General features: G+C 68.1%; 12 protein-coding genes and 1 pseudogene. 7 read left to right on the top strand and 6 right to left on the bottom strand.

Annotation, left to right across the window (positions count from 1 at the left end):
- Window positions 1–434: 434 nt before the first annotated feature.
- The 3 genes from BMX37_RS16330 to BMX37_RS16320 are packed head-to-tail and all read right to left on the bottom strand — an operon-like array spanning window position 435 to window position 3,741.
- Complete coding sequence (locus BMX37_RS16330) at window positions 435–1,406, bottom strand: ExeA family protein (RefSeq protein ID WP_093666878.1); 972 nt, start codon at window positions 1,404–1,406, stop codon at window positions 435–437.
- Window positions 1,406–3,067, bottom strand: a complete 1,662-nt coding sequence (locus BMX37_RS16325; protein WP_093666844.1) for an IS481 family transposase — start codon at window positions 3,065–3,067, stop codon at window positions 1,406–1,408. Before BMX37_RS16325 ends, BMX37_RS16330 begins: the two co-directional genes overlap by 1 nt.
- On the bottom strand, window positions 3,067–3,741 hold the full coding sequence (locus BMX37_RS16320) for a recombinase family protein (protein WP_244501648.1): 675 nt from the start codon (window positions 3,739–3,741) through the stop codon (window positions 3,067–3,069). Before BMX37_RS16320 ends, BMX37_RS16325 begins: the two co-directional genes overlap by 1 nt.
- Before the next feature lie 1,272 nt (window positions 3,742–5,013).
- Here BMX37_RS16320 and BMX37_RS16315 point away from each other — a divergent pair.
- Window positions 5,014–5,607, top strand: coding sequence for a paraquat-inducible protein A (locus BMX37_RS16315; RefSeq protein WP_342027878.1), 594 nt, complete (start codon window positions 5,014–5,016; stop codon window positions 5,605–5,607).
- Window positions 5,589–5,738, top strand: coding sequence for a paraquat-inducible protein A (locus BMX37_RS16310; RefSeq protein ID WP_093666842.1), 150 nt, complete (start codon window positions 5,589–5,591; stop codon window positions 5,736–5,738). Before BMX37_RS16315 ends, BMX37_RS16310 begins: the two co-directional genes overlap by 19 nt.
- An 86-nt stretch (window positions 5,739–5,824) precedes the next feature.
- Here BMX37_RS16310 and BMX37_RS16305 read toward each other — a convergent pair.
- Both BMX37_RS16305 and BMX37_RS16300 read right to left on the bottom strand, forming a co-directional pair.
- Window positions 5,825–6,850 (bottom strand): annotated as a pseudogene (locus BMX37_RS16305) (IS110 family RNA-guided transposase).
- 224 nt (window positions 6,851–7,074) lie between these two features.
- The gene (locus BMX37_RS16300; protein ID WP_425288469.1) at window positions 7,075–9,162 is read right to left on the bottom strand and encodes an alpha-glucuronidase family glycosyl hydrolase; all 2,088 of its coding nucleotides are present in this window, start codon (window positions 9,160–9,162) and stop codon (window positions 7,075–7,077) included.
- A 549-nt stretch (window positions 9,163–9,711) separates the two neighbouring features.
- On the opposite strand from BMX37_RS16300, the gene manD reads away from it, so the two are divergent.
- Genes manD through BMX37_RS16280 form a run of 4 tightly spaced genes read left to right on the top strand, consistent with a single transcriptional unit; the run spans window position 9,712 to window position 15,104 of the window.
- Window positions 9,712–10,923, top strand: a complete 1,212-nt coding sequence (gene manD / locus BMX37_RS16295; protein ID WP_093666840.1) for a D-mannonate dehydratase ManD — start codon at window positions 9,712–9,714, stop codon at window positions 10,921–10,923.
- Window position 10,924: 1 nt separating this feature from the next.
- Window positions 10,925–12,235 carry an MFS transporter gene (locus BMX37_RS16290; protein ID WP_244501647.1) on the top strand — a complete coding sequence of 437 codons (1,311 nt, stop codon included), beginning with the start codon at window positions 10,925–10,927 and terminating at the stop codon, window positions 12,233–12,235.
- Entirely contained in the window at window positions 12,232–13,647 is a 1,416-nt protein-coding gene (uxaC, locus tag BMX37_RS16285) for a glucuronate isomerase (protein ID WP_093666839.1), read from the top strand. Before BMX37_RS16290 ends, uxaC begins: the two co-directional genes overlap by 4 nt.
- Window positions 13,644–15,104 carry a mannitol dehydrogenase family protein gene (locus tag BMX37_RS16280; protein WP_093666838.1) on the top strand — a complete coding sequence of 487 codons (1,461 nt, stop codon included), beginning with the start codon at window positions 13,644–13,646 and terminating at the stop codon, window positions 15,102–15,104. Before uxaC ends, BMX37_RS16280 begins: the two co-directional genes overlap by 4 nt.
- 79 nt (window positions 15,105–15,183) lie before the next feature.
- Here the strand turns inward: BMX37_RS16280 and BMX37_RS16275 are convergent, their stop codons facing one another.
- Window positions 15,184–16,422 carry an SGNH/GDSL hydrolase family protein gene (locus tag BMX37_RS16275; protein ID WP_093666837.1) on the bottom strand — a complete coding sequence of 413 codons (1,239 nt, stop codon included), beginning with the start codon at window positions 16,420–16,422 and terminating at the stop codon, window positions 15,184–15,186.
- Between the two features lie 311 nt (window positions 16,423–16,733).
- Between BMX37_RS16275 and BMX37_RS16270 the strand changes: the two genes are divergently transcribed.
- The gene (locus BMX37_RS16270) at window positions 16,734–19,331 is read left to right on the top strand and encodes a glycosyl hydrolase 115 family protein (protein WP_244501646.1); all 2,598 of its coding nucleotides are present in this window, start codon (window positions 16,734–16,736) and stop codon (window positions 19,329–19,331) included.
- Window positions 19,332–19,334: the final 3 nt, after the last annotated feature.

Below are 19,334 nucleotides of genomic sequence, written 5' to 3'. Positions count from 1 at the left end.
TTCTACCCGATCATCGTTTGATCGGCGCCTTCCGAATGCGCGGCTTAGTCGGCCTCATTGAGGAGCCGGCACCCGCCCTTCCTGATGCACTGGTTTTGGCAAGCGCAGGTTTGGGCTTGTGCTTCGTTGCCGCCCGAGTTGCGACAGACTTTTCGGTCAGCTCGCGCCGAACCGTTTTGATCACCTCACCGATGCCCTGGGCAACGTTGACGTAGGCGGCATCGGTACTCGACCAGCCCTCAGGCGGGATCCCGTCCTTAGGTGTAGCGGCCTGCAATGATGATCGGCGGGACGCGCAATCATCGCTCTTTTCCGACGCACAATACGTGAGACTGGCGGGGCGGTCGGACGCACGCTGATTGAGACACAACCCACGCTCGCTGCGACGGACGCAAGATACGGAGTAGCCCGCGCACGATCGGCTCGCCCTTGGGTCAGAGCGGCAGCCCAGCGGCCCGCATCTCGTCGGTGAGTTCTCGGGTACGGGCCGGGTCGAGCCCGCCCCGGAGCAGCCTGCGGATCTCCAGCGGACGCACGTCGAACTGCTCGGCCAGGCTCTTGGCGTCGTAGCCGTGGCGGGTGAGTTGCGGCTCCAGGTCGTCGATCTGGCGGGACAGCACACCGTCGACGGTCGCGGCATCGACCGGCTTTACGCTGGCGCCGAACCCGGCCTCGAAGGCGCGGACGAGGTGCCGCCCGATCTGCAGCGGGGTCTTGAGCCTGGCGGCGAGCAGTACCGCGGCATCCTCGGTCAGCACGTCCTCCGGCTCGACGCCGGGCGAGAGGGCTGCGCGCAGCGCCCAATCGATGTAGTCGCGCTGCCGGTCGCGAAGGCCGCCGAATTCGAACACGGTGGTGCGGTCGCCGATCTCCTCCATCTGCGGGCGCTTGAGGTCGTTGCGGAGCTTGGGGTGGCCGACCAGGATGACGGCGAGCTGGCCGCCACCCTCCGTCACCAGCTCGACCAGGCGCTTCAGGGCGGTCAGCGTCTTGGGGTGGAGATCGTGCGCGTCGTCGACGAACAGCGCGACCGGCCGCTTGGCCTTGCGGAACAGCTCCTGGAGGTCGCGCTCGCGCCGCTCCGACTGGCTCGGGATGGAGACGGTCTTCTCGGTCGACAGGTCGTAGAACAGGGCGGCGACGAGCAGCGGCACGGAAATCTTGGCCTTCTCCAGGCTGAGCGCGCGCGACACGATGACGCGCCCGTCGCGCTCCAGCTCCTCGCGCAGGCGCCGGGTCAGCACCGTCTTGCCCGAGCCGATGGTGGCGGTGAGCGCGATCAGCCGGCCGCCCAAGATCGCCGCCTTGAGGTCGTGCGCGAGCTGGGCATGGTGCTCGGTTTCGAAGTAGCCGAGGTCGACCGGCGGCCGGGCCAGGCCATAGTAGCGCATCACCTCGGTCTGCATCATCCGCTCCGTTTGTGTCCGGGCGGGAACCGCCGCCGTATCTCGTCCATGATCTCGGGCTTGGAGAGGGTGCGGGCGAGCAGCGCGTCGATGAAGGCGCGGTCCTCGGCCGGCAGGCCGCCCAGCGGCAGCCGCAGCTCCTCCGAGATGGCGAACCGTGCTTTCAGCGGCGTCGCGAACGCCAGCTCCGCGAACGGATCGGGGTCCGCGAAGGGCCGTGCGGGCGCGGCCGCTGCCGCCCCTGCCGGCCTGGCGCCGACCACCACCACATCGTCCTCGCCGGACAGCGCCGAGCGCGGAATGCCGATGCGGGGCGCGAGCGCGTCGACCCGCTCGGCGCGAACCTCGCGGCGGCTCTTCCGGTGCTTGCGGTAGCGGTGCAGCGGGACGGGACCGCCGACCGGGTGGAACGGCCCGAACCGCTCCTCGCCGCGCTCGACCCACAGCTCCTGATCGAACAGGCCCCACCAGACCACCACCGTCTCGCCCGCCACCTCCGGGTCGACCTCGTAGGTGACGCCGGCCACGGTGAGCCGGCAGTCGATGCCGACGGTGCGCCGCTCGGGCTCGCGCGCGAAGGCGCAGAAACGCTCCCACGAACACATGGCGCGGATGCCGCCTTCGGGCAGGTGGGCGAGCCAGTCGTCGAGGCGCGAGTGGGGAAGCTGGCGGTGGTCGCCGGCATTGTAGGTGGCGAGATAGCGGGCCAGCCAGCGGTTCGCCTCCTCCTCGCTCGCCGGCTCATGGAAGTGGTAGAGCGTCTCGTGCGCTTCCTTGACGGTGCGGAACGGGCGCTCGACCTTGCCCTTCGCGCGCGCTGTGGTGCGGCGTCCGTCCGAGCCTGCCGGCATGTGCGGGAGCGGCGCCACGCCCAGGCACTCCATCACCCGCTTGAACACGGCCGACTTGCCGACGGGACCGCCGTCGAGTTGGATGACCTCGGGGATGCCGCCGAACGGGTCGCCGTCCTTAGGTGCCATGGCGCGGAACAGGAAGCGCAGCGCCGCTTCGACATCCTCGCCGTAGACCAGGGCATATTCCTGGTAGGCGACGCCCGAGCGGTCATCCACGACCGAGAACAGCATCAGCGTAGGCGCGCCCTGCCGGTCGGGGTCGACCCATGCCGGCGCCTTGAGCTGCTTCAGGTCGGACGGGCTCATGTCGAAGTGCCACAGCGCGTTCGACCGCTCGGCCTGGAACCGCACCGCCGGCGGCTCGCGGGTCATCCGCCCCACGTCGAAACCAAGCCGCTGCATGTGCCGGTTGAGCGTCGATGCCGTGAGCCGGCCCGGCGCCAGCTTGACCAGGCCACGGTCGGGCGTCTCGACGCCGTGCTCGGTCACGATCTCTAGGATGCGCCGGGTCGACAGGCGCCGGCCCTGCTTGTTGGTAGTGCGGCTCTTGATGGCGGCGACCACCTCGCACCACCACTCGCTTTCCTCGGGCGGCATGATGCGGGGCACGCCGCGATCGGCACGATGAGCGTCGCGGGGCCGGCGCGGCTCACGCAGCAGGCGGTAGAGCGTGGCCCGGCTCACCCCGTACAGCTCGGCGGTCGATGCCATAAGCGGGCGCCGCTCGGGATGCCGGGCAGGCAAGGACGCCAGGTTGCGCCGGAGCGTCGCGATCGCCTCGGCGGGGACCGCGACGCCCGCGCTCATCACGCGGCCTGCGTTTGCGGTTGCCGGACGGGCTTGCCGTCGAGCAGCGCCTGTCCCGGCGCCTTCGGGCTGCCGTCCCCGTTCACGTAGGTGTAGAGCGTGGTGGTGGTGATACCGAGCCGCCGGGCGACGTCGGCCGCGACCGCGCCCCGATCCGACATGGCGGCCATCGCCATCGACAGCGTCGCCCGGTCCATCTTGCGGGGCCGGCCACCCAGCCGCCCCCTGGCCCGGGCGGCCGCGAGCCCCGCCTGGGTGCGTTCGGCGATCAGCTCGCGCTCGAACTCCGCGAAGGCGGCGAAGATGCCGAAGGCGAGCCGCCCGTTCGCGGACGCGGTGTCGATCTGCGCGCCGGCACCGGCCAGCACTTTGAGCCCAATGCCGCGTGAGCGCAGCTCCTCGGCCGTGGTGACGAGGTGGCGCAGGTCACGGCCGAGCCGATCGAGCTTCCAGATAACGAGCGTGTTGCCGGGCTGGAGCGCCTTCAGGCACGCGGTAAGCCCCGGCCGGGCATCGTGGCGGCCAGAGGCGAGGTCTTCGTAGATGCGGTCCGGGTCGACGCCGGCAGCGAGCAGCGCGTCACGCTGCGGCGCCAGCGTCTGCGTGCCGTCCGACTTCGAAACCCGCACGTACCCGATCAGCACCGACGCCCCGCCAGAAAAGAACACCGGCATCCTGGAACCTGCCACTGGTTTCCGCAACGGGTTTTCTCATAGTGGGATCACCCACCGGAACCCTTTCCGTCCACCGCCAGAAAACCGAACGTATTCCTGGCGGCAGCTCGCGCCCACGATTGGACGTTCGGGGTTGGTCCGCTCGCACTCGGTAGCGGACATAAACACCTGTTTGTGTCCGCCTTTCCGATGGATCAGGCAACAGTCGCCATCGGCATCTGCCCGCCGGAGCCGGACGGACCACTTTCATATCGCTGTGTCCAAATGTCAGTTCGGTCGTTGTCTGCTACCGTTTTAGGTATATCGGACCAAAAGGCGAAGCCGCACCAATCCTAAGCATCGCTTCATTGTATGCGTAGATGTAATCTTCTGTAGCCTTGGCGCAGGCTGCTGCGCTGTCAGGGGGGCGGCCCATTGACGCAGTCACGAAACCCCAAGGATCGCCCCATATTTCTCCTTTAGGCGAAACTTTAACGTAAATTCGTCGGTGTAGATGTTCAACTCCTACCCGTGCATCGACATAAAGGGGAGGGGGGGCAGGCCCGCCCCCGCCCTTATCGCTGACGTCAAGGACAGGAACATAAAACCGCGAACCCTCTTGGTAGATCTCGTACGTTCCCAGCAATCTTCGATCGCCTAAATCTGCGCTTCTTACAGCGTCGTGCTTCCCCACCGTCGCATTCAAAGTCCGAGCACATGCTGAAAGTCTGCGCTCTGCTAATACCCAGTCATGTTTTAGTTGAGTCTGCTCCTGCTGCCATCGCCTTGCTCGATCCCGCATTACAAGAGCAACGTTAACGCCAGCTATGCACACCGCGATGGCGACCGGCAGAACCGGTAACAGCCAGCGGCTGAATCTTTGCGAGGTGTGTGGCCGATCATGCGCACCCCAGTGCGCACCTGCGGCAACGGGAAGGAGCCAATACGCGGCAAGTCCGGCCGTTGAAAGCAATCCATGGCTGTCCCCTCGAGAGAACAACACGAGCATGACTATAAGGACAGCCAATCCCGGTGCGGCAATCAGGGCGACGGCCGCAACCCGCAACCCTCTATTCGTAATCCGCACTGCGTAGCTGGCTAGGAGCGAAGCGGCTCCTATACTCAGTCCGAGGAGGAGCGTTTCGCCAAGCACCAAACGTTTGTATCAGTTTCGCTGGCGTGAGCAACGGCTGCAATTCGACCTAGACAATCGAGAAGCGGAAGGGCTGTTGTCCACCAACTCTCGCCATTCCCGCGTCGCCTATCATTGATTGCAGGTCCGTCGCATCGAACGTGGGTTGCGTCTCAATCAGCGTGCGTCCGGCCGCTCCCCCAGTGTCACGCAATGTGTGTCGGAAATGGCCCTTGATTGCGCGTCCGGCTGATCATCATTGCAGGTCATTACATCTAACTACCCGGGCGCTGGGCATCTCTCGCCACAGCGTGGTGGCGTCGGCCGCCACCGCCATGCTGAAGGACGGTTGGCCGTTCCTTGCGCTCGCGGTGTTTCTGTTCGCCGTCGCCTTTCCGCTGATCCGCTTCGGGCTGCTCACCGCCGTGCTGTTCGAGGTGCGGCGTGGCCATCGGCGACCCTGGCTCGGCCGCGCCTTCCGCTGGGCGACCGACCTCGAGACCTGGGCGATGCCCGACGTCTACATACTCGGGCTGGCGGTCGCTTACTTTCGCCTCGCCGCCGCAATCAACGTCAGCCTGGGGCCGGGGGCAATCTGCTACATACTCGCCGGCACGCTCTCGATGTTCGTCCGCGCGACGCTCGACAAGGCGGAGGTCTGGCGGCGTATCGCACCCGACAACGAACTTGCCGGCGGTCAGTCGACCCGTTCGTCATCGGCTGCTTCGTGCCCGTCATGCACTACAACTCGCTGATCTACGGCCGCGCCGAACCTGCGGCGTCGCCGTTCACAGCCGTGGTGATCCTGACCATCATCAGCGCCAAGACCTTCGACCCCCGTCTGATGTGGGAGGTCGTCCGCTCGCGTAGAAAGACCTATCCATGACCGACAATCGCGCGATGGAAGAACAGGAGGACGGTCGATGGCCAGCCGCGCGTAGTGCGCGGCGGCGACGCCTCAAGCCTTGGCGGCTATGCCGCTGCGGCCGGAGCTCTGTACGATCCGCCGTGCGCCATCAGCGCCCAGACAGTCCTCGCCATTTTGTTCGCGAGCGCGACGGTGATCAGCATGCGCGGCTTGCGAGCCAGCATGCCGGCTAACCATGCGCCGGCTTTGTCCGGATTGCGCGCCGCAACCTTCGTCACCGAACTCGCGCCGATGATCAGCAGCCGTCGCAAGCTACGCTCGCCCATCTTCGTTGTTCGCCCGAGCCGCTCTTAACCGCCGCTGGAGTGCTGCCGCGGCACGAGACCGAGCCAGGCGGCAAAGTCGCGCCCACGACGGAAGGTGCTGGCAGCGGGCGCCAGCGCCACCAGCGCGGTCGCGATCACCGGTCCGACGCCAGGGATCGTCATCAACCGCTTCGCCACGGGGTCAGCTTTCGCACGCCTCGCAATCTCGCGGTCGAGCAGGGCGATCTGCGCCTGCAGCGCTTCCAGCCCTTGCGCGATCACGACCAGCACGGGTCGCGCTTGAGCCGGGATGTCGGAGGTGGGGTCGCTGACCATCTCGATGAGCTTGCCGACGTGCCCGACCCCCTGACGCACGGTGTAGCCGAACTCGGTGAGGTGGCCGCGCAGGGCGTTGATCAGTTGGGTACGTTGACGCACGAGCAGGTCGCGGGTCCGGAACACCACCGCCGATGCCTGCGCCTCCGCGCTCTTGCCTTGGACAAAGCGCATCGTCGGGCGCTGTGCTGCCTCGCAGATCGCCTCCGCATCAGCCATGTCGTTCTTCTGCCGTTTGACGAACGGCTTCACGTACGCCGGTGGGATCAGCTTCGTGTCATGCCCAAACGCGGCGATCTCGCGAGCCCAATGATGAGCGCTCGCACATGCCTCCATCGCCACCACGCATCGCGGTAACGTCGAGAAGAACGCCAGGACCTGGTCCCGCCGCAATTTCTTACGGAACACGACCGCTCCGCTCGCATCTGCGCCGTGAACCTGGAAAACCGACTTGGCCAGATCGATACCGACTGTGCTAACCTCTTCCACGGACGCCTCCTGCAGTGGTGCTTCAACACCTCCACTCTGGCACATCGATGCCGTCAGGGGGCGTCCACCCCAACGTAACTGGGTCGTCGCGGCCGTTCCCCCACGAGGCTTGCCGTTGGGCGGACTACCGTTTGACGCGTAGCGCTCCAATGAAGTCGCGCTTTCCGAGGTTCACGCCCTGCGCTCGCAACCCCATCCGGGACGGGGTTGACTGCCCAGACATGTTAACCTGGATTGCCGGGCGCGTACGGGACGTGACGGGCCTGGAACCATGCCAGGTCTTGCGCGGGGGGCGTCACGCCGACGGGCAGGGGCAGGCCGTTGATCGACATCCAATAGGCGAGGCTGGCATCCCGCCACCATTGCGCTTCCCGCTGCTGAATCTGGAGGAATGTCGCCGTCTTCTGCCAGCGTTCGGCATCCACCACCGGCTTCAGCGTGTCCCATTCGCGCGCCATGACGGCGACGGCGGCGACACCGGCATCGTAGCGGTGCACCATCTCGTCCCACAGCGTCCGCCCGGTGGACAGCGCATAGGTCCAGGGAAGGTGGTGGAACCACAGCAGCTCATCCAGCGGCGTGGTTTGGGGGTCGGCATAGCGACGGGCGAGCGACGGGGCATATTGCGCGATCGCATCGCTGCCCGATGCGGTGCGGTCGAACCCGATGCCCTGACGGTCGGCACGGTGGTAATAGACCGGGTTCCATTCGGGCCGTTGCAGGTCGCTGACCCAGGGGGCGGGGCCGTAATGCGCGCTGGTGCCCATCAGATGCGCCAGGCCGAGCGGACCGGTATAGTCCACCACCGCCTCGCGCGAGGGCATCATCATCGCCACCACCGTGTCGGCGGCGCGGGCATCGAACGTCTGCAGCGCCCATTCGCGCGCGATGTCCCTGGCGGACAGGCCCGGGTCCCATGCCAGCCGGCCAAAGGCGTACCAGTTCGCCTGATTGAAGGTCGATCCCGACCAGTCGCGATCGCGACCGATATTGGCGACACCGGCCATGCCGGACAGCGCGTGGTGGTCGGCGCGGCCGTCGATCACGTCGGCCACCGTCTGGTCGGGCCTGCGCCCCGTCTGCGCGTCCAGCACCTCGGTGAACAAGGGGCCGAGATAGGCGAGGTGCGTGGCGAAGCCGAGATATTCCCTGGTGATCTGGAATTCCGGCATCAACGGTGTCTTGGGCATCGCGCCGAACAGCGGGTGGAACGGCTCACGCGGCTGGAAATCGATCGGCCCGTTCTTGACCTGCACCAGGACGTTGTCGTCGAAGCTGCCGTCCAGCGGCCTAAATTCGGTATAGGCCTGTTTGGCGCGATCCTCGGGATCGGTGTCGGCGTACACAAAGGCGCGCCACATCACCACGCCGCCATGCGGCGCGACCGCGCGGGCCAGCATGTTGGCGCCATCGGCATGGGTGGCGTTGTAATCGCGGGGGCCCGGCTGCCCCTCGCTGTTCGCCTTCACCAGGAAACCGCCGAAATCCGGAATGGCGCGGTAGATCTCGTCGGCCTTGCTCCGCCACCAGGCGGCGACCGCCGGGTCGCGGGGGTCCGCTGTCTTCAGCCCGCCCAGCTCGATCGGCGCGGAAAAGCGAGCGGACAGATAGACCTTGATCCCCCATGGCCGGAACACGTCCGCCAGTGTCGCCGCCTTGGCGATGTATGGGGCGGTCAGGCTGTCCGCCTTGGCGTTGACGTTGTTCAGGACGGTGCCGTTGATGCCGATGGACGCATTGGCGCGCGCATAGTCGGTGTAGCGCGGGTCGCGAAAATCGGGCAGCGTCCACCAATCCCACAAGGACGCGCCGGCATAGCCGCGCTCCACGCTGCCATCCAGATTGTCCCAATGGTCCAGGACGCGCAGCTTGACGCGGGGGGTCGAGGACAGGGCGATGCCGCTTGCCGCCCCACCGGTCGCCAGATGCCGCAACAGGGCGAAACTGCCGTACAGAATGGCGCGGTCGCTGTGCCCGGTGACAAGGATCGTGGCGGCACCGTCCAGCGTGACGGTGCGGACCAGATACCCTTCGTCCCCCAATGATCGGGTCGGCAGGCGAAGATGGACGACGCGCGGATCGTCCGACCGGGCCAGCGTAACGGAAGCGACCGTGGCCGGCAGCGCGCGGGCCAGTTCTGCGCGGGCAAGCGCCAGCTTGGGGGACGGGGCGGTGACGGCAATGCGATCGGGGGCGGGCACAGGCGCCTGTTGCCGCAGCCACAGGCGATAGCCGTCCTCGGCAAATGCGGGACCCGTCGCGGCCGCCACCATCGCCAGTCCTGCCAAGGCGGTGGCCATCACGCGTATCATCCTGGACGCCATCGGCATCGCTCCCCTCTTTATCACCCGCCGGTCCGTGTCGTGCGGCATTGACAGTCCGGCCGGCCGTCCCTCATGTTACCGTTATCACGCTGGATAACAAGCCGCAGCAAGACGGCCAACGGAGAGAGTAGGTCCACCCATGGCAGCAGCCCCGATCGCGCGTGGCGATCTGCTTCGCCGAAGCGTCGGCGTGTCGCTGCGTCCTGCGGCGCGCCCACCTTCCGTCCCGAATGCGGACCGTTCGGCCCCGGTCGGCCGGAGTGCCCGCGACCGGACGGCGCGGGGCGATCGGCGCGCCTGTGGCCTGACGGGGCGGTGGGAATCGGCGCGGATCGTGCGCCCGTCCGATCGCCGGGCTGCAACCGCGACCAGCGCCGGATCGCCGCGAAGCGAACGCATCACGCCGGGGCCGGCCGCATGCCGACCCTGCAACCGCGACATGGCACAGGTGGCATATCGCCGCCCGCCCGCCATCCCGACCGGCTCCGCCCGCTGCGGCACCCGAACCCTTGTTCCTGTTAGCGCCTGAGGATCACCATGCCCAAGATCACCCGTGCCCGCGTCATCGTCACCTGCCCTGGGCGCAATTTCGTCACGCTGAAGATCGAGTGCGACGACGGCACCACGGGTGTCGGCGACGCGACGCTGAACGGCCGCGAACTGGCGGTGGCGAGCTACCTGTCGGAGCATGTCATCCCCTGCCTGATCGGGCGCGACGCGCACCGGATCGAGGATGTGTGGCAGTACCTCTACAAGGGCGCCTATTGGCGGCGCGGGCCGGTGACCATGACCGCGATCGCGGCGGTCGACATGGCGCTGTGGGATATCAAGGGCAAGCTGGCGGGACTGCCGGTGTACCAGCTGCTCGGCGGGGCGAGCCGCGAAGGCGTGATGGTCTATGGCCATGCCAACGGCGCCACCATCGACGACACGATCGCCGCGGCGAAGGACTATCAGGCGCAGGGGTACAAGGCGATCCGCCTGCAATGCGGCGTGCCTGGCATGGCATCGACCTATGGCGTGTCCAAGGACCGTTATTTCTACGAGCCGGCCGATGCCGATCTGCCCACCGAAAACGTCTGGTCGACGTCGAAATACCTGCGCGTCGTGCCGGAGCTGTTCCGCACGGCGCGTGAGGCGCTGGGGTGGGACGTGCACCTGTTGCACGACATCCACCACCGGCTGACCCCGATCGAGGCCGGCCGGCTGGGCCGCGACCTGGAGCCCTACCGGCCGTTCTGGCTGGAGGATGCGACGCCCGCCGAGAACCAGGAGGCGTTTCGCCTGATCCGCCAGCACACCACCGCCCCGCTGGCGGTGGGTGAGGTGTTCAGCTCGATCTGGGACGCCAAGGACCTGATCCAGAACCAGCTGATCGATTATATCCGCGCCACGGTGGTCCATGCCGGCGGCATCACGCACCTGCGCCGGATCGCCGCGCTGGCCGACCTGTATCAGGTCCGCACCGGCTGCCACGGCGCGACCGACCTGTCGCCGGTGGCGATGGCCGCGGCGCTGCATTTCGACCTGTCGGTGCCCAATTTCGGCATCCAGGAATATATGCGCCACACCGACGAAACGGACGCCGTGTTCCCCCATGCCTATTCTTTCGCGGACGGCATGATGCATCCGGGCGACGCGCCGGGGCTGGGCGTCGACATCGACGAGGATCGGGCGGCGCGCCACGAATACAGCCGCGCGTTCCTGCCGGTGAACCGGCTGGAGGACGGCACGCTGTGGAGCTGGTGAGGTGAGCGACCTGTCCGCCACCGCCCGCGAGGCGCCGGAAACGGTCGCCCATGCCGTGCCCAAGCCGCGCGGGCGGGTGCGCTGGCTGATCTGCGCGTTGCTGTTCGCGGCGGTGGTGCTCAGCTATATCGACCGGCTGGTGCTGGGGGTGCTGAAGCCGCAGCTGGAGGTGCTCTACGGCTGGACCAACATCGGCTATGGCGACATCACCGGTTACTTCCAGATCTGCTACGGCATCGGGTTCCTGCTGTTCGGCTGGCTGATCGACCGGATCGGGCCCAAGGCGGGTTACATGCTGGCGATGGGCAGCTGGACGCTGGGCCATTTCGCCCAAACGCTGGTGACGTCCACCACCGGCTTCGTGATCGCGCGCATCCCCCTGGCCTTCGGAGAGGCGGGTACCTATCCGTCCGCGCTGGCCGCGGCGTCGCAATGGTTCCCCCGCAAGGAACGCGCGCTGGCGATCGGCATCTTCAACGCCGGCGCCAATGTCGGTGCGGTGGTGACGCCGCTGCTGATCTCGTTCCTGGTCGCCGGGCTGCTGCTCGACTGGCGGTGGGCGTTTATCGTCACCGGCCTGTTCAACCTGGTCTGGCTGGCGGCGTGGTGGCGGCTGTATCACAGGCCGGCCGATCACCCGCGCATCACCGCCGAAGAACGCGGCTGGATCGATGCGGAGCCTGCGCTCGACACGGGGCGCGCCGGGTTCCTGCGGGTCCTGCGCCACCGGGAGGCATGGGCCTATATGGCGGGCCGGTTCCTGATCGACCCGGTGTGGTGGACGTTCCTGTTCTGGCTGCCGGATTTCTTTCACAGCCGCTACGGATACGACCTGAAGAGCTTCGGACCGCCGCTGGTGGTGATCTACATCCTCGCCGACCTGGGCGCGATCGCGGGCGGATGGTATTCGTCGCACCTGCTGAAGCGTGGGGTCGCGGCGGGACGGGCGCGCAAGCAGGCGATGTTCGTGTGCGCCCTGTTCGCGCTGCCGGTGATGTTCGCCGCCGACGCGGGCAACATCTGGTGGGCGGTGGCCGCGATTGGGCTGGCCTGTGCCGCGCATCAGGGGTTCTCGACCAACCTGTTCGCGCTGCCCGGCGACCAGTTCCCGCGCTTCGGCCAGGGCACACTGATCGGGCTGGGCGGGTTCGCCGGCGCGGTGGGCGGCTTTCTTGCGTCGAAATCGCTGGGGCTGCTGCTTGACAGGGTGGGCAGCTATGGCCCGTTCTTTATCGCGTGCGGGGTCGCCTATCTGGTGGCGCTGGCGGTGTTTCACGCGATCAATCCCCGTTATCGGAACGTGACGTTATGACCCGGCCGTTGTTGCTTCATCCCGACCGGCTGTTCCCGGCCGACCCGAAGACGCGGGGCGTCGCGCGCGCGCTGTATGCGCAGGTCCGCGACTTGCCGATCATCAGCCCGCACGGGCACACCGACCCGGCCTGGTTCGCCGGCAACGCTCGCTTCACCGATCCCGCCAGCCTGTTGATCGTGCCCGACCATTACGTGTTCCGCATGCTTTATTCACAGGGCGTGGCGCTGGACCGGCTGGGCGTGCCGACCGTGGACGGCAGCGCGACGGAGAGCGACCCGCGCGCGATCTGGCGGCTATTCGCGGATCATTACCACCTGTTCCGCGGCACGCCGTCGCGCCTGTGGCTGGACTGGGTATTCGCGGAGGTGTTCGGGCTGGACGTGGTGCTGGAGAGTGGCACGGCCGACCGCTATTACGACACGATCGACGCGGCGCTGGCCACCGATGCGTTCCGCCCGCGCGCCCTGTTCGAGCGGTTCGGGATCGAGGTGATCGCGACCACCGAAAGCCCGCTCGACCCGCTCGATCACCATCGCGCGATCCGGGACAGCGGTTGGGGCGGGAGGGTCATCACCGCCTATCGCCCCGACCCGGTGGTGGACCCCGACACGCCCGGTTTCGCCGACAATCTCCATCGCTTCTGCGCGATGGCGGGGGAGGATGCGACCAGCTGGCCGGGCTATCTGGCGGCGCATCGCTTTCACCGGGCGCGGTTCCGTGCGGCCGGGGCGACCTCCACCGACCATGGCCACCCGTCCGCCACCACTGCCGACCTGCCGCCGCAGGCCGCGGCCGCGCTCTATGCCCGCGTGCGCCAGGGCGGTGCCGACGCTGCGGATGTCGAGCTGTTCCGCGCGCAGATGCTGACCGAAATGGCGGGAATGAGCGTCGCGGACGGCATGGTGATGCAGTTGCACCCGGCCGTGCATCGCAGCCACAATGCCGCCGTGCTGGCGCGGTTCGGGCGCGACAAGGGCGGCGACATCCCCTTGCCAGGCGAGTTCGTCGCGGGGCTGAAGCCGTTGCTCGACCGTCACGGCAACGACCCGCGCCTGACGCTGGTCCTGTTCACGCTGGACGAGGACACCTATGCGCGTGAGCTGGCGCCGCTGGCCGGGCATTGGCCGGCGCTGCGCCTCGGCCCGCCATGGTGGTTCCATGACAGTCCGGAGGGGATGCGCCGCTTTCGCCAGCGCACCACGGAAACGGCCGGCTTCTACAACACCGTCGGGTTCAACGACGACACGCGGGCGTTTCTGTCGATCCCGGCGCGGCACGACGTCGCCCGGCGGATGGATTGCGCCTGGCTGGCCCAGCTGGTCGCGGAACACCGCCTGCCGGAGGATGAGGCGCATGAGCTGGCGCGGGCGCTGGCCTATGACCTGGTGAAAAAGGCTTATCGGCTGTGACAGATCCGCGATTGTCGGCGCGGACGCTGGCGCGGGTGTCCACATCGGTCGCGCGGCCGGCCTATGACCGGGCGGCGGTCCGGCGCGGCGTGGTGCATCTGGGGATCGGCGCGTTTCACCGCGCGCATGGGGCGGCGGTGTTCGAGGCCGCGCTGAATAACGGCGACCTGCGCTGGGGCATCACCGCCGTGTCGCTGCGCTCGGCGGGCGTGCGCGACCAGATGATGCCGCAGGACGCCCTGTATTCGGTGCTGGTCCGCGACGGCACGTCCCAGCACGTGCGGGTCGTCGGCGCGGTGGCGGAGGTTCTGGTCGCACCGGAGAACCCGGCGGCGGTGGTCGCGGCGCTGGCCCATCCCGACACGCGCATCGTGACGCTGACGATCACCGAAAAGGGGTATCGGCTGGACCGCGCATCGGGTGGGCTGATGGTCGGCGATGCGGATGTGGCCGCCGATCTCGCCGACCTGACGGCGCCGCGCACCGCCGCGGGTTTCCTGGTCGCCGGACTGGCGGCGCGGAGGGCGGCGGACTTGGCCCCTTTCACCGTCATCTCCTGCGACAATCTGAGCGACAACGGCGCGTTGCTGCGCAGGTCGGTGGTGGAGATTGCGCGCGCGCACGATGCCGCGCTGGCCGACTGGATCGCGCGCCACGGTGCGTTCCCCGACACCATGGTCGACCGCATCGTGCCGGCGACCACGGACGACGACATCGCGGCCTCGTCCGAACGGATCGGCGTGGAGGACCGCGCCATGGTCAAGACGGAGCCGTTCAGCCAATGGGTGATCGAGGATCGCTTTGCCGGCGCACGTCCCGACTTCGCCGCTCTGGGCGTACAGCTGACGCAGGCCGTGGCGCCGTGGGAAGCAACCAAGCTGCGGCTGCTTAACGGCGCGCATTCGGGGATCGCCTATCTGGGCGGGCTGGCCGGCGATGCCTTTGTTCACCAGTTCGTCGCGCGGCCGGCGGGACGGCGGTTCGTGGAGATGCTGTGGGACGAGGCGCAGGCGACGCTGGACCCGCCGTCCGGTCTCGACATCGCGGCCTATCGCGCGGCGCTGATGACGCGATTCGCCAACGCGGCGCTCGAACATCGCACGCACCAGATCGCGAGCGACGGGTCGCAGAAGCTGCCGCAGCGATTGATCGAGCCGATCCGCGCCCGCCGTGCCGCTGGACAGCCGATCGAGGCGCTCGCGCTCGCGGTGGCGGCGTGGATGCGCTGGCAGGACGGATCGGACGATGCCGGCGGCCGCTTCGTGGTGGATGATCCGCTGGCCGATCGGCTGGCGGCTGCGCGGCGATCAACGGCAGGGGGCGTGGACGCGCTGCTCGATGCGATCGGCGCGGATTTGGATGCGGAGGCCCGCGCGGTGATCGCGCGTCAGTTGCGCGTGCTGACCGATGGCGGCGCGCTTCCCGCGATCCGGCGCCTGACCGGGACGGGCGCGTAACCGGCCCACCGCCGCCGCTCGATCAGCGGGCGATGTGCGGCTCCCACCGCTTGCCGAAGCGCTGATCGCCCGCGCCGCTTTAGAAGCGGCGATGACGGCCCGGCGCCGATGCGGGCGCCAGCTGATCGAGTGGAAAGGCGGCGCCGATCGCGGCATAGCCCGCGGCGGAGGGGTGAAGATGATCGCCCGAATCGTAGCGGGGGAGCAGGCGGTCCGGATGCGCCGGGTCACGCGTCACCGCGTCCAGGTCGACCACATGATCGAACGCGCCGCCTGTGCGGATCCAGCGGTTCACCGCCTGGCGATCGGCTTCGCTGGCGGCGTCGGGGTGGTAATAGTCGGAACCGACATACGGCGTCACGGTGCATCCGATCACGCGGACGCCCTGGGCATGGGCACGGTCGGCGATCTGGCGATAGGCCGCGATCATCGCCGCGACGAGCTGTTGGTGCTGCTCCGGCGTGCGCACCTCCGCAAGGCTCAGCATGCCGAGGTCATTGACCCCCTCGAACACGACAAGCGTCCTGACCCCCGGTCTGGCGAACACGTCGCGATCCAGCCGGGCAAGCACGTTCGGCCCCAGCCCGTCGGTCAGCAGGTGGTTGCCGCCGATCCCCATGTTGACGACCGACACGTCGCGCTTCGCCGCGTGGAGCCGACCGGCCAGCACGTCGGGCCAGCGATCGTCACCGTTCGTCGTCGCGCCGCGACCGTCCGTGATCGAATTGCCGAGCGCCACCACCGTCGCCGGCGCAGCACCCGTCTCCACCTCCACCCCGGTCAGCTGGTACCAGTGCTCGACGGGCTTCGCACCCGGCAGGTCGGCGTCCGACAGGTGATCGCCGTGGAGCAGATAGGATGTGGCCCGCGATCCCGGATGTCCGGTCTGCCCGGCGGGAGGGGCATCGAACGCCATCGTCACCGCGATGCTGGACAGCGCCGGCGCGGACAGGGTGACGGGGTCCGAAAGGAAGTCCGCGCCCGGCGGGATCGTCACCCCGCGCGCGCCGGAAAAGGTCACAACCGTGTCGGTGCCGGGGACGATCCTGGCCGTTGCCTTGTCGGCGGAACGCGCGACATGCGCTCCCGCGATGCGCAGGGCCTCACGACCGAACGCGTTGGAGACGCGCACGCGCAGGCGGGTGCCGCCGACCGACAGGCGCACGACCTGGCGCAGCGTGGCGTTGCGAAGATCGGCGTCGGGCAGGGTGTTGCGATCTTCCGGGATCTGCTGGGCGGACCCCCAGCTCGCGATCCATGTCCGCTGGGCATTTGCAGTGTGGATAAGGGCGGCCTGGGCAGGGGCGGGTTGGGCCATGGCCGGCTGGGCAGGGGCGGGTTGGGCGATCGTCGCCCATGCGCAAAGCCAGAAAACGGGCCAGAGAAGGTGCTTGGGCAATCCTGTCATTCGTTCCTCCCCACCGCTGGTGACGCCAACCGTGCCGGTCGGTCCCGTTCCGGATGTGTCGCAGCCCGTTCAGCTGGCCAGCTGAGGGGTGGTACCCGTCATGCCGGCCGACTCCCATGCTTGCATCCCTGTGGGGAATAGCGAATGTTATCGGTCACATAAAGCAAAACGAGAGTGGATGCATGACAGGACGATGGAACCGGGTCAGCCGCAGGTCCCTGATGAGCAGCGCCGCTGCGGTCGGGGCGGCCTTTTGCATGCCGCCGGTCCGCGCGGCCCGGCCGAGTGCACGGCCCGCCGGCCGCCATGGGTCCTTCGGACTGATCGTCAACGGCAAGCCGGCCGGCGTGCTTGTGGATGCCGGCGCGGGCAGCGCGGTGCGGCACGTCGCGACCAGCTTCGCCGCCGATCTCCAGCGTGTCAGCGGCACGGCTCCGGCGCGGCCGGTCGGCCCCGATGCGGCACAGGGGCCGATGGTCATCATCGGCGTGCTGGGTCAAAGCCCGATCATCGACCGGCTGGCCGCGCAGGGGCGCCTCGACGTCGCCGATCTGGCGGGGGAGTGGGAGGCGTACCGGCAGACGGTGGTGGACCGCCCGTTTCCCGGCGTGCCGCGCGCGCTGGTCATCACCGGGTCCGACCGGCGCGGCGCCGTGTTCGGCACCTATGACGTGTCGGAGCGGATCGGGGTGTCGCCATGGCACTGGTTCGCCGACGTGCCGGTCGCGCGCCGCACCAGCGTGTTCCTGCCTGCCGATCCCCGGCGCGACCAGCCCAGGGTCCGCTATCGCGGCTTCTTCATCAACGACGAGGCGCCCGCATTCAGCAACTGGGCGATCGAGAAGTTCGGCGGCGCCAACCACAGGATGTATGCCCATGTGTTCGAGCTGCTGCTGCGGCTGAAGGGCAATTACCTGTGGCCGGCGATGTGGGCGCCGCGGGCGTTCAATGCCGACGATCCGCAGAACACGGTGCTGGCCGATGCCATGGGCGTGGTGATGGGCACGTCGCATCACGAACCGCTCACCCGCGCGCAGGACGAATGGCACCGCAACACCGATGGCGGCGTCACCGGCGGCACATGGGACTACACCACCAACCGCGACAATCTGCGCCGGTTCTGGCGTGGCGGCGTCGAACGGATGATGTCCAAGGGCGACGGGCGCGGATATGAAAGCCTGTTGACGGTCGGCATGCGCGGCGACGGCGACGAGGCCATGGCCGAAGGCACCGCGACCGAACTGCTGGAAACCATTGTCGCGGACCAGCGTCGGATCATCGCCGACGTCACCGGCCGACCGGCCGAACAGACGCCGCAGATGTGGGCGCTCTACAAGGAGGTGCAGGATTATTACGACCATGGCATGAAAGTGCCGGACGACGTGACCCTGCTGTTTTCCGACGACAATTGGGGGCAGATCCGGCGCCTGCCGCCCCCGGACGCCGCGCCGCGCAAGGGCGGTTACGGTGTCTATTATCACTTCGACTATGTGGGCGGACCGCGCAACTACAAGTGGATCAACACCAACCAGATCGAAAAGGTCTGGCAGCAGATGGACCTCGCCTACAGCCGGGGTGCGCGGAACATCTGGATCGTGAATGTCGGCGACATCAAGCCGATGGAATTCCCCTTGAGCTTCTTCATGCGCCAGGCCTGGAATCCGGAGGCGATGACCCCGGCCGCGCTGGCGGCGTATCCGGACAATTGGGCGCAAGCGGTATTCGGGCCGGATCAGGCCGGCCGCATCGGCGACATGCTGGCGACCTACGGCCGCTATGCCGCGCGCCGCAAGCCCGAGCTGATCGACCAGGACAGCTTTCCGCTGGGCGCGAAGACCGGTCCCGGCCCGCTCGACGGCGGGGAATTCGGCGCCATGGTGGCGCAATGGGACGCGCTGGAGGGCCGCATGCTCGACGTGCGCGCGCGGCTTCGCCCCGAACAGCGGGACGCCTATTTCCAGCTGGTCGAACATCCGATCTCGGCGTTCGCCAACCTGTACCGGCTTTACTACGCGGCGGCCTGGAACAAGCGGCTGGCCGCCGCCAACGATCCACGGGCGAACGCCTTTGCCGACCAGGTGGAGGTGTTGTTCCGGCGCGACCAGGAACTCACCGACCGCTACCACCAGATCGCCGGGGGCAAGTGGAACCACATGATGTCCCAGGTTCACATGAGCTATGTGATCTGGAACGACCCGGTGCGCCAGACGATGCCCAGCGTCACGCGGGTCGGCGGCGACGTGCCGGAGGAGGAGCGCCGTCGCCCGCCGAACTTCGCCCGGCGAAACGCCGCGCCCGACGGCGTGATCGCGATCGACGCGACCGCGTTCAGCAGGAAACGGGACGCGAAGGGTCTGGCCTGGACACCGATCGCGAACCTCGGCCGCACGGGGGGTGCGCTGGTCGCCCTGCCGCAGGGGAGGCCCGCGACAACGGCGACGGACGCGGTGCGCGTCGATTACGACATCGCCGTGCAGGTGCCGGGCGCGGCGCGCCTGGGCGTTTACCTGGTGCCGACGCTCGACACGACCGCGCACGGCGCCATGCGGATCGGGGTGTCCGTCGACGGTGGGCCGATGCAGGTGCTCGCCTTTGATCTGGAGGCGACGGGCGGCGATCAGGACGCGCCGACCAAGGCCCGCTGGGCCGAGGCCGTCAGCAACAACGCCATCCATCTCGAAGCGGAGCTGGGCCAGCTTGCGCGCGGCAGGCATGTCCTCACCCTGTGGCGGCTGGACGACAATGTGGTGCCGCAAAAGCTGGTCGTCAGCACAGTGCCGGTGCCGCAATCCTATCTGGGCCCGGTCGCGCCGGCATAGCCC

Source organism: Sphingomonas gellani (assembly GCF_900110035.1).
GTDB lineage: Bacteria > Pseudomonadota > Alphaproteobacteria > Sphingomonadales > Sphingomonadaceae > Sphingomonas > Sphingomonas gellani.
The sequence above is the reverse complement of the archived record's forward strand: the minus strand, read 5'-3'. Positions and strand labels throughout refer to the sequence as shown.

Bases quoted from the DNA above. Each gene is read 5' to 3' on its own strand.
- BMX37_RS16300 (WP_425288469.1), bottom strand. From the start codon at position 9,162: ATGATACGCGTGATGGCCACCGCCTTGGCAGGACTGGCGATGGTGGCG.
- manD (WP_093666840.1), top strand. From the start codon at position 9,712: ATGCCCAAGATCACCCGTGCCCGCGTCATCGTCACCTGCCCTGGGCGC.
- BMX37_RS16310 (WP_093666842.1), top strand. From the start codon at position 5,589: ATGCACTACAACTCGCTGATCTACGGCCGCGCCGAACCTGCGGCGTCG.
- BMX37_RS16270 (WP_244501646.1), top strand. From the start codon at position 16,734: ATGAGCAGCGCCGCTGCGGTCGGGGCGGCCTTTTGCATGCCGCCGGTC.
- BMX37_RS16320 (WP_244501648.1), bottom strand. From the start codon at position 3,741: ATGCCGGTGTTCTTTTCTGGCGGGGCGTCGGTGCTGATCGGGTACGTG.
- BMX37_RS16330 (WP_093666878.1), bottom strand. From the start codon at position 1,406: ATGCAGACCGAGGTGATGCGCTACTATGGCCTGGCCCGGCCGCCGGTC.
- BMX37_RS16275 (WP_093666837.1), bottom strand. From the start codon at position 16,422: ATGGCCCAACCCGCCCCTGCCCAGGCCGCCCTTATCCACACTGCAAAT.
- BMX37_RS16325 (WP_093666844.1), bottom strand. From the start codon at position 3,067: ATGAGCGCGGGCGTCGCGGTCCCCGCCGAGGCGATCGCGACGCTCCGG.
- uxaC (WP_093666839.1), top strand. From the start codon at position 12,232: ATGACCCGGCCGTTGTTGCTTCATCCCGACCGGCTGTTCCCGGCCGAC.